Genomic DNA, 14,111 nt, shown 5'->3' on the forward strand with positions numbered 1-14,111 from the left:
GGTTGTTACTGGACGGCCAGGTCGAGCCTGGCGTAGGCGGCAGGTCGGCCCGCGGCGACGATCGACGCGCCCGCCTGGGCGGCGAGCCCCTGCACGAAGGTGAAGTGGCTGCGCAACGGCTTGGTCCGATTGACCTCGGCGATGACGTCGTCGACGAAGGCGGCGCTGGTCTCGGCGCCGCTGGCGTCTGTGAGCGTGAGCACGAGTTCGAAGGTGTGAGGCGTGCCCTTCGGCGTCGTCTGCCACCACTCGCGCAGAGCAATCTGCCCGCCAAAGCTCTCGACGACCCGGCGCACACTGGCCACTGAGCCCTTGGTGCGCGAGATCTCGATCGCGCGGCGCACGCGCTCGCGCTTGAGCGCTTCGGGCCAGTACGAGCGCCAGCCCTCGACACCCACGGCCCAGGCCAGCCAGGGCAGCAGGTCGATCGGGCAGCGGTCTGGCGACCACAGATCCCGATGCGGGATCGGTATGGTGGCGATCGCATTGACGACGGCCGACTCGGCGGCCCGGTCCAGCGCGCCGGCGTTGGGCGGCAGGAGCGACTTAGTCACCCGTGCCCCCATAGGTGATCGAGATCTCTTCGCACCACGAGGCCTGGGTCGGGCCGATCGCGACGTCGGCCGCCGGCGACGTCAGCACGACGCGCTGGACGCCGTCGATGTGCAGCGCCGCGTAGATGCCGGAGAGCGTCGGCTGGCGGCCAATCCGGTGCTGCGCCAACGCGTAGGCGCGGATGCGGGTGTCGATCGTGGACAGCACCGTCGACGAGTCGGGCCCGTAGAGCGTGTACACGGTCGCCTTGATCCGGTAGGGGACGATCGCCGCGCTCTGCACGACGACCTCGTCGGTGATCGGCCGCACGTCCTCGGCCGACAGCGCCGCGGCCACGGTGGCCAGCAACTCGGCGCTTGCCGTGCCGTCGCCGGCGCTGGACAGCACGCTGACCAGGACCTGGCCGGGCGTCGGGCTCGTGGCCGAGGCGTCCAGCACCTGGCCGGAGGCCGAGCGTGCGTGGTAGACGTAGGCGCCTACCGGGCCGGCAGTCGTGTAGCCCTGTGGTGATAGCTGGATGCGCTCGCGCAGCGCGTCGTCGAGCTCCATCACGGCTTCCACCGGAGGAATCGCTTCGACGTCGGCGGGCGTGACGACCAGGCGTTCGACGCCGAAGAACGCGCCGAGCTGTTCCAGATCGCTGCCGGTGGCGTAGGCCAGCATGACGGCGCGCGCGGCGTCGTTCATCTGGCTGCGAAGCAGCAGCACCTCGTAGGCGGTGCGCTGCAGCCAGATCGTCATCGGCTCGGACTCCAGCTCGAGCACGTCGGCTGCGGCTGGGTTGGCTGCGACCAGGTTGGCCTTCAGCTCCGCGAAGATGGTCTCGAAGTCCAGCGTCTGCACGACCGTGGGGGCCGGCAGCTTGGACATGTCGATGAGCTGAGCGTTGCTCATACGGCTCCCGCTGCGAGGATCGGCACGCGCAGCGCGAGGAGCTGCTGCTCACCCGACGAGCGGATGTAGGTGCCGGTGATGTCGACGATGACTTGCCCGGCGCGCGTGCCCGTGGTGACGGCCGCGCTGGACAGGCGGATGCGCGGCTCCCAGCGCATGAGCGCCGCGGCGATGGCTGCGTGCAGGCGCACGCGCGTGGCGCCGTTGTCCGGCTGGTCCATCAGCTCGGGCAGCAGGCTGCCGTAGTCGCGGCGCATCAGCCGCGAGCCGAGCGGCGTGCCGAGGATGTCGGCGATGCTCTGCTGCAGGTGGGCGGCGTCGGAGATCGCAGCGCCGCTGGTGCGGTTCATGCCCTGCATCAGCCCCCCGCGAAGACGCTGTCGCTGCCGACGGCGACCGCCGAGCCGCATGCGACCAGGTCGCCGATGCGCGCGAGCGGCAGGCCGTTGGCGCGGACGGTGGCACTGCCGCCGGCGAGCTGCGAGGCGTGGTGCGAGTCGCCGCAGCTGTGCACGGCCCAGCCGTCGCCATGTCGGTGCGCCGGTTTGGCGTTGATGAAGACGCTGCCGCTGCCGCCCGTGCTGGCGCGCGGGGGGAAGCAGCCGTGCCCGGTGCAGGTGTCGCCCAGGCGGCTAACGGCGGGCATCGATCGCCTCCTGCAGGGTGTCGCGGCCCAGGCTGTAGTTGGCGTAGACGCGGATGACGTAGTCGGCGGCGGCCGTCAGCCCGGCCCGCGTCTTTGCCGCGACGCGGAACACGAAGTCGCGCATCGAGCGCGTGTCCGGCCGGTACGCGACGACCTCGTCGGCGTCGGCCGGCAGGTCGATCCAGCGCGTGCACGAGGCGATCTCGCCAGCGCGCAGGAAGCGGATCTCGCGGATCGGGAAAAGGCCGGCGAAATGCGGGATCGTCAGCGTCAGCGACGGGACGGCGACGACGACGCTGCACTGCGGCGGCAGCGGCTCGGGCACGCTCCAGGTCACCTCGGTGACGGGGTCCTCCGGGAGGTCGCTCGCAGCCGTTACGGTGGCGACCTGGCCGACCTCGTTCTCCTGGGCCAGGATCAGCGGCAGGTCGGTCGCGGGGGTGAGGGTGACGGCCATGCGCTCAGTTCAGGTCGATGCGCGGCGCCGTGATGCGCGCGCCGTCTGAGTCGAGGACGAGGCTGGAGGGGCCGCAGCGCAGCGTCAGGCTGCCGCCAGCGGCGACATCGATGAGCAGCTCGCGCGCGGCGAAGTCGTGCCGCAGCACCGTGCCGTCGGGGAAGCGCACGAGCGCGACCTGGACGTCCTGCTCGGGGGCCGGGACCGCGGTGCTGTAGATGCCGGCCAGCACGACGGCCGCGGCGAGGTCGCCGCCGGGCGACAGCAGCAGGCACTGCTCGCCCACCGACGGCGCACACCAGGTGACGACGTCGCCGGCGCGCTGCACCAGCCAGGGCAGCCAGTCTGTGAGCAGCTCTCCGCTGCGCACACGCACGCGCGCAGCAGCGCCGTCGACCTGGTCGACGACGCCGGCGCGGATGACGTTTGCGAGGCGGCGGGACAGCTCCGATTCCATCCGGCCGATGGTGCCGGCCGGGCGCGCGCAAGTCGCGCGCGCGAGGTGCGGCTGGCCGTCAGCCGCGCGCGGTCAGGTGCCGCAGGAGCAGGTCGCGGACGAGCTCGACGTCGGCGGGCGTGAAGCCGAGCAGCTCGCGGCGCGCGTAGAGGTGGGTCGGGCCGCCGGGCTGGACCTGGTCGCGCAGGCCGAGCTGGTGAACGCGGGCGATGCGCGCCGTGCGTCCGGTGAAACCGACCGCGGCCCCCTCGGGGTCAACCAGCATGCGCAAACGAGAGGCGGTGCGCAAGCGCGGGAACATGCGCTCGCGCAGCCGTCGGCGGTCCAGCCGCGGCTCGTATAGCGAGCCGTCGGGGTTTCGCTGCTGGCCGATGCGTCCCGCCTGGCTGCGGCGCAGCTCGCGCGCCACGGTGCGCGCCAGCTTGCGCTGCTCGGCCTGGCTCAGCTGGCGCAGCAGCGGCTCCGCCCAGTCCTCGAGCGCGCGGAGGCTGTCCATCAGCTGGCTGGCAGGTCCCAGGCCGCGAGTAGCTGGTCGCGCAGGTACAGCTCCCAGTGCTCGGCCATCGGGCGGTCGTCGAGCAGGGCGGGCTCAACCGGGTGGCGCGCTTCAAGGCGGCCGGGCTTCTCCGCGGAATCGGTGACGATGACGCGCTCGGACAGGTCCAGCTCGATCTGCAGGTCGACCGTCTTCGCGTTCAGGAAGTCGACCTCGAAGCGCACCGCGCGAGCGCGCAAGTCCGGGTTGTCCAGCAGCTCGGGCTGGTGCCGGCGCAGCCAAGCCAGCAGCGGCACCACGATCGCGTCGACGTGCCCGGCGTAGTCCAGGAAGAGCAGGCGCAGCGTGTACTGCAGCAGGTTCGACAGGCCGGCCGCGGCCGTCGCCTGCACCGTGCCCTTCTGGATGCTGATCGCCAGCTTGTCGGGGTCGCGCCGCAGGTCCGGCAGCGCCGACGTCAGGTGATCGCGCAGGCTGGCCGGCTTGTACATCAGCGCGCCTCGGTCAGCTGCTCGCCCGCGAGCCGGGCCCGGGCGCCGTTGTAGGCGTCGATGCAGGTGTTGAGCTGCCGGATTGCGTCGTCGCCTTCGTCGGCGATGGCTGCAAGAGCGAGTCCAGCCTCTGGCGCAATGTCGGCTCGCGCTTCGTGGCGATCTCCGGCGGAAGCGGCGGCAGCTGCACTGCAGGCGGCTCCACCAGGCGCAGCGGCGGCGACGGGGATTGACAGGCGCACAGCACCAGCACGCACAGCAGCAGCAACAGCAGCGCGAGAAGATCTTTCACGGTCGAAGTCCTTTCGAAGTGCGGCGGCCAGGTCGTCGAGCTGCTGGCGCACGTCGCGCTCGGTGTAGAGCACGCCGGTGGCTGCCGACGCTGCGGCCTCGGCGTGGGTGGCGGTGGTCCGGTCCTCCGCGGCGGAGCAGGCGATGCGTGCGTCGGCCGCCCCGGATGCCGACCCGAGGCCCCAGGCAATGAGGCCGCTGGAGAGCGTTGCAAGCGCCGCGATGGCGACGATGGTGAGACGATTCATCGCGGGCCCCTGGCTACGGCGCGCCAGTCCTCGCCGCGGAACATCGCGCGCTCGGCGCGGCGCCGGCGCGTCAGCCCGGGCAGCGGCTGCAGGACGCCGTCGACGCGGGCTTTGTCCCAGACGAGGAACTGGTCCGCCGCGCCGGCGGCGTCGCCAGCGTTGAGCCGCGCGAGCAGCGTGGATCTGGCCAGAGCCTGCGCACCGAGGTTGAAGGCGAAGCTGACCAGGGCGCCGAACTGGCCGTCGGACAGCGGCACCGTCACCAGGCGCTGCACGTCGCGGCTTGCGTCGAGCAGGTCGGCCCGCAGCAGAGTCTCGGCCTGGGCCTTCGTGATGCCGCCCAGGTACAGCGCGCGCGCCTGGGCGGCCGCCGCTGGCCCGCGCAGCCAGCGCCCGGCGCCGTCGGCGATCGCGTGCCCCCAGCCGATGGTCCAGATCCCGACCGGGTCGAGGTAGGGGTCGAGTTTCACCGTGCTCGGGTCGCCGTCGGTGCAGCCTTCGAACGACTTGACCAGCTCCAGGCCGTCCGCCGGCATCTCGCGCAGCGTGGGCAGCTTCCTGATCGCGCTCACCATGAGCGGCGAGCCGTCAGCGGCCGGCGAGTGGCGCCGCGCTTACGGTGGCGCCAGGCGTGGGCACTCCACAGCGCGGCCGCCAGCGGCAGCAGCAGCGCCAGCCAGCGCTCGGCGCCGGCCTGGGCGCCGTCGATGCCTAGCACCAGCAGGCCGACGCCGCTCAGCGCGAGCGCGGCCGCCGCGGCGGTGCGCAGCGACAGCTCGCGGCGGGCCGAGGTACCGAGGATCACGAGGGCCAGCGTCATGACGACGCCGGCGACGAGGATGCAAGTGAGGCCGAACAGCAGGTCCATGGTCACTCCTCCGAGGCCGCCCGGGTGGTCTTGCGCTGCAGCCAGGCGGTGGCGGCCGACCAGGCCAGGGGCGCGAACTTCCGGACGCTGGCGGCGATCACGCCGGCCAGGGCCCACTCTGGCGCGCCGGCGATCGGCGCCAGCACGCTCTCCGGATGCGCGGCGATCGCCAGCGCGATCGCGGCGAGCGCGATGCCGGCGGCGGCCGAGACGATGACGCGCAGGGCGGCGCCGCCGACCCAGCGCAGGCTGATCGAGATCTCGTCGCTCTGCTCCATCCAGACCGCGATGAGGCCGCCGACGATGGCGGCGGCGATGGTGAGGCCCGAGGGCATGCCGGCAGCGATCGCGGCGAGGGAGCCAGCCGTCAGGCTGGCGGTGTTCGGGACGGTTTCCGGAGGCATGTCGGGTCACTCCCAGAGCTGGACGGTCGAGCGGGTGGTGGTGGTGCTGGCCGCCGGCTCGGCCAGCTCGACCAACTGCCCGGCGGCGAGCACGCTGCTCGCGGCCAGGCCCTTGTTCAGTTCGAGCGTCGCTTCGACGACGCCCTGCGTGCGGCCGAGGTGCCGCCAGCACAGCGCATCGACGGTGTCGCCCTGGAGCGCGCGGACCTTCATCAGATCAGCTCCACCGTCGTGCGCCGGCGGCCGACGAGATCCGCGATCGCCCACTGGCTGTCGCGGCGCAGCGCGTCGGCGCTGAGCTCGAGCTTCTCGGCGCGCTTGTCGCCGGCGCCGGTCGTGTCGAAGTCCCGGTAGGCCTCCACGAGGCCCGCATGCGCCGAGGCGTACACGGCGCGCAGGTAGGCCAGGACCGCAGCGCTCTGCTCGCCCAGCCGAGGGCAGGGGACCTCGGCGAGTGTGTCGTAGCCGGCCGCCCGCTGTGTGGATCGCCAGTCGGCGATCGCGGCGTTGACCTCCAGCACGGCGGCCGTGACGGCATGGCGCAGGCGCGGCGGCGTCACGGTGCCATCCAGGCGGATCGCCGCGCGCACCGCCTGCAGGTCGATCGCGGGCGCGAAGCCGTCGTTGGCCAGCGGCGGCTCTTCTTCAGCCGTGGGGGGGATGGTGCTGCCGAGGAAGCTCATGGTGTAGGTCGGGGGTGATCGGGCGTCAACGTCCTCGGCTGCTTGCGCCGCCCTGGACTCAGCCCGAGCCCCCGGGGCGCGGGGCCGATCGGTATCACGCGCCGTCGCCGCCGGCGGTCTTCAGCCGGCGTTCGAGGCGCTCGATGTCCTTCTTCACGCCAACGCCCTCGAACAGCTCGAGCGCGCGGCGCAGGGGTGGCAGGGCAGCCTGGGCGACTTCCGCCGGCAGCGCCGCGATGTCGACGTCGCTGGCCCACAGCCGGCCGATCAGCGCGTAGCCGATCGCCTTCTGCAGCTTCGCGCGCGCCTGGTCGGGCGCGTCGTGCTCTGCGGTCAGCGCCTCGACCTGCTGCAGCACCTGCAGGGCGGTCTCCGCCGGGATCTTCCCGGCCAGCGCAGCGCCGGCAACTTCGTCCAGCAGCAGCGTCGGCAGCTTGCGGTCGTACTGGTCGGGCAGCGTGAGGCCGTGGCGGATGGCGTACTCGGCGACGGCCAGGCCGCGGGCGAAGTCGCCCACGTCCAGGTACCACACGAGCACCGTCATCAGCACCAGGTCCTGCGCGCCGCGGCCGTGCTCCAGCGCGGCGGTCACCCAGGCGTCGTAGACCGGCAGGAAGCTGCGCTTCGCTTCGATCTTGCGCTCGACGCTCTGGATGTCCTTCAGCGCGCGTTTGTGCTCCACCAGCTGCGCCAGCATCAGCTCGTAGGCGCTGCCGGTGACGGTGGCGCCATGCGGCGTAGTCGCCGCCGCCCGCTCCGCGAGCTTGCGCTCGCGGGCGAGCATGACCGGGCTCTTGGCCATGCGATTCCCCGTCAGGCGAGCTGCTCGATCTTCTCGACCAGGCCGACCAGACCGTAGTCCTCGACGACGTAGGCGTCGTTGCTGGACTCGTAGTTCTCGATCCGGTCGCGCTTGGCGTTGTCGACCACCGTGCGGCGGCGGCCACCTTCCTGCCAGTAGATGGACAGGTTCTTGAAGGTCGAGATCAGCACCGTGCCTTCGGGGAAGTAGGGCACCTGCACCGGCTGCAGGCCACCCAGCCGCTTGGCGCCGATGAGCACGTCGGCGGCCACCTTCTCCGTCGCTTCCTGCGAGTCGTTTACCAGCGGGAAGAGCTTGTCGTGCATCAGGTCGCGCGAGACGAACGCGCGCAGGCCCGGGTCTTCGCGGTACCAGGGGTCGAGCAACTGCACCGCGTCGTAGACCAGGGCGTCGAGGTTCTTGTAGTCGGCGCCGGCGCCGGGGCCGAAGGTGACCTTGCCGGCGGTCTTGCCGCTGTCCAGCACGCGCGGATCGGCCGCGTCGCGGATCTTCTGCAGCCAGCCGATGTTGACGTCCTGCAGCAGCGGGTGCGTCGAGAGGTTGGTCTCGTTGGCTGCTGCGACACCGTGGAAGCCGATGATCATGCGGTCCAGCGCTTGGCGCTGGATGATCGCGTCGCGCACCCGCTGCTGGAAGTCGGGGAACTTGGCCCAGGCGTCGAGTTTCGCGTAGGAGAGGAAGGTGTCGAAGTCGGTCTTCCGGCAGATGTAGCCGTCGGCGTCCATCGTCGAGATGTCACGCGGTGCGCGGTCCTTCTGCGTCGTGTCGGTACGACTGGCCGCCGGGCCGCTGACGCCCAGGCCGAGCTTTTCGCCCTGCAGCTCGCGCACGCCGACGATGTTGATCTGCGAGAGGAACGCGCTGGATTCCTGGATCTTCGTCTCCAGCGTCTGCTGGACGCTCGGGGCGACGGTGAACTGCTTCTCGGCGCTGTCGACGCCGGAGAGCTTGGCGAGCTGGGAGAAGTAGGCGTTGACGACCGCGCGGGTTTCGTTGCGCATGGGGTGGGTGCTCCTGGAATGTGAGGGGGTGCCGCGGGCGGCGGATCAGCAGTCGGTGACGACCTGGCCGGCTCCGCCGGTCGCCGGCGGGCGCTGCGTCGAGTGGTTCTCGGTCGTGTCGACCTTGGCCAGCAGGTCCTGGGCGGCCTTGAGCTCCGCGCTGAGCTTCGTCACCGTGCCCTCCAGCGCGGCCAGGCGGTCGGTCGCGGCGCTGAAGGTCTTGGCCTGCTGGTCCAGCGCTTCCTCGAAGGCAGAGGACATGTCGCCGAGCGCGGTGACGACCTCGCCGAAGCGGGCGTCATCGGTCTTGCCGCGCGTCTTGAAGCGGTCGACGAGCGAGCGCAGCTGCGCGGCGAAGCGCGTCACGCCGGTCTCTTCGTCGGTGACTTCCTCGAACTCCAGTGCAACCTCGACGGTCTCGCTGAACAGCGCGTCGGGCGAACTCTTGCGCTTGGCGAACGGGTTCGCGGCGGGGTTGGCAGCGGCGAACGCGAGGACTTCGGTGCCCAGGCTGGCGGGGCTGTCGGTGACGGCCAGGCCGGTGAGGTAGGCCTCGCCGGTGTCGGCGAACTTCGGGTTCACCTCGATCGAGGTGTAGATCTTCTGGCCCTTCTTCGTCATCTCGACGAGCTCGGGCAGCGGCGCGATCTGCGCGAACAGCGCCAGCTTGCCGTCCTCGCCCTTCTCGGCCTTCACGGCGGCGACGTCGCCGTAGGCGCGGAAGACGCTGTCGGGGTAGAGGCCGCGCATGTGCTCGAGCCAGACGCGCGCGCCGTACTTCTTCGGGTCGAAGTTGGCGGCCATCTGCTCGATCCACGAGCGTTCGATGCGGCGGCCGTCGGTCGTCGCGCCTTCGGTGGCCACGCGGAACCACTTCGATTTCTGAGCCATGTCGTGCCTGGTCGGGGTGTGAGGGACACCGACGATGCTCATTGCCGCCGCCGACAGATTCAACGCGCGCGGGTGCGGCTGGATGCCAGCCGCGCATGGCTGTGGTCGCGCGCGAGAGGCCCGCAGATAGCCTCGTCCGGTGACTTCAGCAGCCCCTGTACAGATGCCGCCCGTGCCGGCCGCAGAGCGCAGCGCCGGCAACCGCCGCGCCGCGCGGCACCTCTACTGGCAAGGCTGGCGCATCTCGTCGATCGCCGAGTACCTCGGCGAGGCGCGGACCACGGTTCAGACCTGGAAGGATGCCGAGGCGTGGGACAAGGCGCAACCCACCGAGCGCGTTGAGGGCGCGCTCGAGGCCCGCCTGGTGCAGCTGATCGGCAAGGACGCGAAGACCGGCGGCGACTTCAAAGAGATCGACCTCCTTGGGCGCCAGATCGAGCGCCTGGCGCGCGTGCGCCGCTACGAGCAGACGGGCAAAGAGGCCGACCTCAATCCCAACATCGAGCGGCGCAACGCGGGCCCGAAGAAGCGGCCGGAGCGCAACCACATCGACGAGGAGCAGCACGAGAAGCTGCTCGACGCCTTCCGCGACAGCCTGTTCGGCTACCAGAAGGTGTGGTTCCGCAACGGGCACGAGCGCACCCGGATGATCCTCAAGTCGCGCCAGATCGGCGCGACTTGGTACTTCGCCCGGGAGGCGCTGGCCGACGCGATCGAGACCGGCCGCAACCAGATCTTCCTATCGGCCTCGAAGGCGCAGGCGCACATCTTCCGGCAGTACATCGTGGCCTTCGCCCAGGAGGCCTGCGGTGTGCAGCTCACCGGCGACCCGATCGTCCTGTCCAACGGCGCCACGCTGTACTTCCTGGGAACCAACGCGAAGACCGCCCAGGGCTACCACGGGAACTTCTACTTCGACGAGTTCTTCTGGACCCACCGCTTCGAAGAGCTGAACAAGGTCGCCAGCGGCATGGCGATGCACAAGCACTGGCGGAAGACCTACTTCTCCACGCCGTCGAGCATCCAGCACGAGGCCTACGCGCACTGGAGCGGCGACCGCTTCAACAAGCGCCGCGAAAAGGCCGATCGCATTGCCCTGGATCTGTCGCACGACCGGCTCGCCGACGGCTTCACCGGAGAGGACCGCGTCTGGCGGAACATCGTCACCATCCTCGACGCGGCGGCCGGCGGCTGCAATCTCTTCGACATCGACGAGCTGCGCCTCGAATACAACCCCGAGGAGTTCGCCAACCTGCTGATGTGCGAGTTCATCGACGACTCGCACAGCGTCTTCCCGCTCGCCGAGCTGCAGCGCTGCATGGTCGATGCCTGGGAGGTCTGGGACGACTACAAGCCTTTCACGCTGCGCCCCTTCGGCTGGCGTCAGGTCTGGGTCGGCTACGACCCCAGCCATACCGGCGACACCGCCGGCCTGGTGGTGCTGGCTCCGCCGGCGACGCCGGGCGGCAAGTTCCGCGCGCTCGAGCGCCATCAGTTTCGCGGGCTCGACTTCGAGGCGCAGGCCGAGGCGATCCGCAAGATCACCCAGACCTACGCAGTGACGCACATCGGGATCGACACCACCGGCATCGGCCAAGGCGTCTACCAGCTGGTGTCGAAGTTCTTCCCGCAGGCCAAGGCGATCAACTACTCAGTCGAGGTCAAAACCCGCCTCGTGCTGAAGGCCAAGTCGGTGATCTCGAAGGCCCGGCTGGAGTTTGACGCGTCCTGGGTGGACCTTGCCCACGCCTTCCTGGCCATCCGCAAGACGCTGACGGCCTCCGGCCGCGCCGTCACCTACGACGCCGGCCGCAGCGACGAAACCGGGCACGCCGACCTCGCCTGGGCGTGCATGCACGCGATGGACAACGAACCCCTCGAAGGCGCGACCTCCGAGGGAACCAGCATCATGGAGATCTGCTGATGGACACCCCTACCGCTGGCGCCGCGCCGGCGCCCGACGCCGCCCGCCTGGAGGCCTTCACCTTCGGCGATCCCGTGCCCGTGATGGACCGGCGCGAGATCCTCGACTACGTCGAGTGCTGGATGAACGGCCGCTGGTACGAGCCGCCGGTGTCGTGGGAAGGGCTCGCGACGAGCTTCCGCGCCGCGGTGCACCACTCCAGCGCCATCTATTTCAAGCGCAACGTCCTGGCGTCGACGTACATCGAGCACCCGCTGCTGGACCGCGAGACCTTCTCGGCCTGGGTGCTGGACTACCTGATCTTCGGCAATGGCTACCTGGAGCGTCGCGGCTCGCGCACGGGCCGGATGGTGCGCCTGCAGCACGCCCTGGCCAAGTACGTGCGCCGCGGCGGCGACCTGGAGAAGTACTTCTTCGTGCGCGGCTGGCGCGACGAGCATGAGTTCGAGCCCGGCACCATCCATCACATCCGCGAGGCCGACATCCACCAAGAGGTCTACGGGCTGCCCGAGTACCTCTCTGCGCTGCAGTCGGCGTGGCTCAACGAGAGCGCAACCCTCTTCCGGCGCAAGTACTACAACAACGGCAGCCACGCCGGCTTCATCCTCTACATCAGCGACCCGGCCCAGCAGCAGGGCGACATCGACGCGATCCGCCAGGCGCTGCGCGACTCGAAGGGCCCGGGCAACTTCCGCAACCTCTTCCTCTACTCGCCGAACGGCAAGAAGGACGGCATCCAGCTGATCCCCGTCAGCGAGGTGGCCGCGAAGGACGAGTTCCTGAACATCAAGGCGGTCAGCCGCGACGACATGCTCGCCGCGCACCGCATCCCGCCGCAGCTGCTAGGCATCGTGCCCGGCAACACCGGCGGCTTTGGCGCGGTGCTGCCGGCCGCGAAGGTCTTCGCGCGCAACGAGATCCTGCCGCTGCAGACGCGGCTGCGCTCCGTGAACGCCTGGCTTGGGGAGGAGGTGATCCGCTTCGAGCCCTACGTCGTCGAGGACGGCGGCGCCGAAGGCGCGGGGTCTTCCGACCCCATCAGGTAGATGCCGGGCGACCGGCGAGGGTGCTGTAACACCCCCGCCGGCCGCCTCCACGCAGCGCATGCCTGCGAGTCGACCAAGGCCCGGCCACCTCCGCGGAGGCGCGGGCAGTGTAACCACCCATAACACTCGTGGCCCTTCCCATCATTCCCTGGATCGGCGGCAAACGCCGCCTGGCCGACACGCTGCTCGGCCGTTTCCCCGCTCACTCGTGCTACGTCGAGCTCTTCGCCGGCGGCGCCGCGCTCTTCTTTATGCGCCCGCCGGCCGACGTCGAGGTGATCAACGACGTCAACGGCGACCTGGTCAACCTGTACCGCGTGGTGAAGAACCACCTCGAGGAGTTCGTTCGGCAGTTCAAGTGGGCGCTGTCGAGCCGGCAGGTCTTCGAATGGACCAAGGGCACCCCGCCCGAGACGTTGACGGACATCCAGCGCGCCGCGCGCTTCTTCTACCTACAGCAGCAGGCCTTCGGCGGCCGCGTTGACGGGCAGACCTGGGGCACGGCGACGACGGCCCCGCCCATCAACCTGCTGCGGATCGAGGAGACCCTCAGCGCAGCGCACCTCCGGCTCGCTGGCGCGTACATCGAGCACCAGAGCTGGGAGCAGTGCATGGACAGGTACGACCGGCCGCACACGCTCTTCTACGCTGACCCGCCGTACTGGCAGACCGAGGGCTACGGCGTCGCCTTCCCTTGGGAGCAGTACGAGCGCCTGGCGGCCCGGATGCGCACGCTGAAGGGCAAGGCGATCGTCAGCCTCAACGACCACCCCGATATCCGCCGGGCCTTCGCCGGCTTCGATATGGAGACGCTGACCATCGACTACACCGTCGGCGGCGGCGCCAACCGCGCGCCGCGCGGCGAACTGATCATCTACTCTTGGGATCGCGCCAGCGATCCCGCCGGGCTGTTCTGACTTCACGACGGCGCAATACAAAAGGGGCCCCTCGGGGCCCCTTATTCGTTTGCTCGCCGGTCAATGCACGACCAGCTCGAGCTCTTTCCCGATGGCCTTCAACGCGCGACCGATGGTGTCGATCTTGGTGACGTGCGCCAGGTCCAGGATGCGGGTGACCTCCTGCTTCTGGACGCCCATAGCGTGTGCCAAGTCGGTAGGGCGAACGCGCTGTTTGCACAGCTCATTCAGCAGCGCCACCTTGGCCACCGCCGACAGTGGAAGCTCAACCAGCTCCTCGCCGTCTTGGGCCTGGCTAGGGGCGGGTACCGGGCGTTGATCCTCGAAGTAGAAGTCCATGGCGGTCAGCAACGCATCGGCTGCGGCCTCGCGGGCCTCCTCCAGGGTTTCACCCTGCGTGATGGCTTCTGGAATATCGCGGAACGTTACCACATAACCTCCGGCAGGATCGGGCTCGAAATGCGCGGGGTACTTGGACATTTGTGTTCCTTCAGAGTGGTTTGGTTTGATTTTTATAATTTTTATTGATTTCTAACGTATTGGCTTTGACGATAAATCGTCTGGCTATTTTAATAACTTTGTTGAGCTTCGGGTTGTTCTCAGCGTTTGTGATTGGGAGCCCCGTTCGGGGCTCCCTCATCACAGGCCTAGTTGCTTCAAGATTGCTCGGCGGGTGCCGTCTTTCAGTTCTTGGCCTGGGTGGCGTGGCAGGGTGCTCTGCTTTCCGTTGCGGTAGAGCTTCCAGTGGCGGCTCCCCTCTTCGACGTTGACCCCCTGCGATTCAAGCCACCGCTTGAACTCGCTGATCCTCACTCTTGCCCTCCAGAAGTTGGTATGAGCCCATTGTAAGCATTTCTGTTGACCTGGTCAACACTTTTGCGTACACGCGGGACGCCCCCCAGTTGGCGCACGTCGGGCGCGGCTCGCGAGGGCGCGTGTGCCGGTTATATGCACCAGTGCGGTGCATCCGGCGGTCGGCGGGGCGGTCAGACCCCGCAGCGCGCGCTCGGGACCCCGCC

22 protein-coding genes are annotated in these 14,111 nt (G+C 69.6%); 3 read left to right on the forward strand and 19 right to left on the reverse strand.

What is annotated here, in order from left to right; translation table 11 throughout:
• Window positions 1-5: 5 nt before the first annotated feature.
• The 17 genes from CKO43_RS00740 to CKO43_RS00820 all read right to left on the reverse strand — a co-directional run bounded on the left by CKO43_RS00740 (window position 6) and on the right by CKO43_RS00820 (window position 9,205).
• The gene (locus tag CKO43_RS00740; RefSeq protein WP_346728190.1) at window positions 6-554 is read right to left on the reverse strand and encodes a phage tail protein I; all 549 of its coding nucleotides are present in this window, start codon (window positions 552-554) and stop codon (window positions 6-8) included.
• Window positions 547-1,449: a baseplate assembly protein gene (locus CKO43_RS00745; protein WP_200377520.1), complete on the reverse strand. Its 903-nt coding sequence runs from the start codon at window positions 1,447-1,449 to the stop codon at window positions 547-549. Before CKO43_RS00745 ends, CKO43_RS00740 begins: the two co-directional genes overlap by 8 nt.
• Window positions 1,446-1,799: a GPW/gp25 family protein gene (locus CKO43_RS00750; protein WP_431191952.1), complete on the reverse strand. Its 354-nt coding sequence runs from the start codon at window positions 1,797-1,799 to the stop codon at window positions 1,446-1,448. Before CKO43_RS00750 ends, CKO43_RS00745 begins: the two co-directional genes overlap by 4 nt.
• Before the next feature lie 8 nt (window positions 1,800-1,807).
• Entirely contained in the window at window positions 1,808-2,095 is a 288-nt protein-coding gene (locus CKO43_RS00755; RefSeq protein WP_200377522.1) for a PAAR domain-containing protein, read from the reverse strand.
• Window positions 2,082-2,552, reverse strand: a complete 471-nt coding sequence (locus tag CKO43_RS00760; protein ID WP_200377523.1) for a hypothetical protein — start codon at window positions 2,550-2,552, stop codon at window positions 2,082-2,084. Before CKO43_RS00760 ends, CKO43_RS00755 begins: the two co-directional genes overlap by 14 nt.
• A gap of 4 nt (window positions 2,553-2,556) precedes the next feature.
• Entirely contained in the window at window positions 2,557-3,009 is a 453-nt protein-coding gene (locus tag CKO43_RS00765) for a phage baseplate assembly protein V (protein WP_200377524.1), read from the reverse strand.
• Between the two features lie 58 nt (window positions 3,010-3,067).
• On the reverse strand, window positions 3,068-3,505 hold the full coding sequence (locus CKO43_RS00770; protein ID WP_431191953.1) for a phage virion morphogenesis protein: 438 nt from the start codon (window positions 3,503-3,505) through the stop codon (window positions 3,068-3,070).
• Complete coding sequence (locus CKO43_RS00775) at window positions 3,505-3,996, reverse strand: phage tail protein (RefSeq protein WP_200377525.1); 492 nt, start codon at window positions 3,994-3,996, stop codon at window positions 3,505-3,507. Before CKO43_RS00775 ends, CKO43_RS00770 begins: the two co-directional genes overlap by 1 nt.
• Entirely contained in the window at window positions 3,996-4,535 is a 540-nt protein-coding gene (locus CKO43_RS00780) for a hypothetical protein (protein ID WP_200377526.1), read from the reverse strand. The genes CKO43_RS00775 and CKO43_RS00780 overlap by 1 nt, the downstream gene beginning before the upstream one ends.
• Window positions 4,532-5,110: a lysozyme gene (locus CKO43_RS00785; protein WP_242481011.1), complete on the reverse strand. Its 579-nt coding sequence runs from the start codon at window positions 5,108-5,110 to the stop codon at window positions 4,532-4,534. Before CKO43_RS00785 ends, CKO43_RS00780 begins: the two co-directional genes overlap by 4 nt.
• Window positions 5,104-5,403, reverse strand: a complete 300-nt coding sequence (locus tag CKO43_RS00790; RefSeq protein ID WP_200377527.1) for a hypothetical protein — start codon at window positions 5,401-5,403, stop codon at window positions 5,104-5,106. The genes CKO43_RS00785 and CKO43_RS00790 overlap by 7 nt, the downstream gene beginning before the upstream one ends.
• A 2-nt stretch (window positions 5,404-5,405) precedes the next feature.
• The gene (locus CKO43_RS00795) at window positions 5,406-5,807 is read right to left on the reverse strand and encodes a hypothetical protein (RefSeq protein WP_200377528.1); all 402 of its coding nucleotides are present in this window, start codon (window positions 5,805-5,807) and stop codon (window positions 5,406-5,408) included.
• A gap of 6 nt (window positions 5,808-5,813) precedes the next feature.
• The gene (locus CKO43_RS00800) at window positions 5,814-6,020 is read right to left on the reverse strand and encodes a tail protein X (RefSeq protein WP_200377529.1); all 207 of its coding nucleotides are present in this window, start codon (window positions 6,018-6,020) and stop codon (window positions 5,814-5,816) included.
• Window positions 6,020-6,490, reverse strand: coding sequence for a head completion/stabilization protein (locus CKO43_RS00805; RefSeq protein ID WP_200377530.1), 471 nt, complete (start codon window positions 6,488-6,490; stop codon window positions 6,020-6,022). The genes CKO43_RS00800 and CKO43_RS00805 overlap by 1 nt, the downstream gene beginning before the upstream one ends.
• A gap of 94 nt (window positions 6,491-6,584) precedes the next feature.
• On the reverse strand, window positions 6,585-7,292 hold the full coding sequence (gpM, locus tag CKO43_RS00810; RefSeq protein WP_200377531.1) for a phage terminase small subunit: 708 nt from the start codon (window positions 7,290-7,292) through the stop codon (window positions 6,585-6,587).
• An 11-nt stretch (window positions 7,293-7,303) separates the two neighbouring features.
• Window positions 7,304-8,314, reverse strand: coding sequence for a phage major capsid protein, P2 family (locus CKO43_RS00815; RefSeq protein WP_200377532.1), 1,011 nt, complete (start codon window positions 8,312-8,314; stop codon window positions 7,304-7,306).
• Window positions 8,315-8,359: 45 nt separating this feature from the next.
• Window positions 8,360-9,205 carry a GPO family capsid scaffolding protein gene (locus CKO43_RS00820; RefSeq protein WP_200377533.1) on the reverse strand — a complete coding sequence of 282 codons (846 nt, stop codon included), beginning with the start codon at window positions 9,203-9,205 and terminating at the stop codon, window positions 8,360-8,362.
• A 163-nt stretch (window positions 9,206-9,368) separates the two neighbouring features.
• Here CKO43_RS00820 and CKO43_RS00825 point away from each other — a divergent pair, with 163 nt between their 5' ends.
• The 3 genes from CKO43_RS00825 to CKO43_RS00835 all read left to right on the forward strand — a co-directional run bounded on the left by CKO43_RS00825 (window position 9,369) and on the right by CKO43_RS00835 (window position 13,092).
• Entirely contained in the window at window positions 9,369-11,129 is a 1,761-nt protein-coding gene (locus CKO43_RS00825; protein WP_200377534.1) for a terminase ATPase subunit family protein, read from the forward strand.
• Window positions 11,129-12,175 (forward strand): phage portal protein, encoded by a 1,047-nt coding sequence (locus CKO43_RS00830; protein WP_200377535.1) that lies wholly within the window; start codon window positions 11,129-11,131, stop codon window positions 12,173-12,175. Before CKO43_RS00825 ends, CKO43_RS00830 begins: the two co-directional genes overlap by 1 nt.
• A gap of 128 nt (window positions 12,176-12,303) precedes the next feature.
• Window positions 12,304-13,092 (forward strand): DNA adenine methylase, encoded by a 789-nt coding sequence (locus CKO43_RS00835; RefSeq protein WP_200232419.1) that lies wholly within the window; start codon window positions 12,304-12,306, stop codon window positions 13,090-13,092.
• Window positions 13,093-13,152: 60 nt separating this feature from the next.
• On the opposite strand, the gene CKO43_RS00840 is transcribed toward CKO43_RS00835, so the two are convergent.
• Together CKO43_RS00840 and CKO43_RS00845 are read right to left on the reverse strand one after the other, a co-directional pair.
• Window positions 13,153-13,572, reverse strand: coding sequence for a type II toxin-antitoxin system HicB family antitoxin (locus CKO43_RS00840; RefSeq protein WP_200232485.1), 420 nt, complete (start codon window positions 13,570-13,572; stop codon window positions 13,153-13,155).
• Window positions 13,573-13,731: 159 nt separating this feature from the next.
• Entirely contained in the window at window positions 13,732-13,905 is a 174-nt protein-coding gene (locus CKO43_RS00845) for a type II toxin-antitoxin system HicA family toxin (RefSeq protein ID WP_200377536.1), read from the reverse strand.
• Window positions 13,906-14,111: the final 206 nt, after the last annotated feature.

The sequence above is a fragment of the Rubrivivax gelatinosus genome (genome assembly GCF_016583785.1).
Taxonomy (GTDB): Bacteria; Pseudomonadota; Gammaproteobacteria; order Burkholderiales; family Burkholderiaceae_C; genus Rubrivivax; species Rubrivivax gelatinosus_B.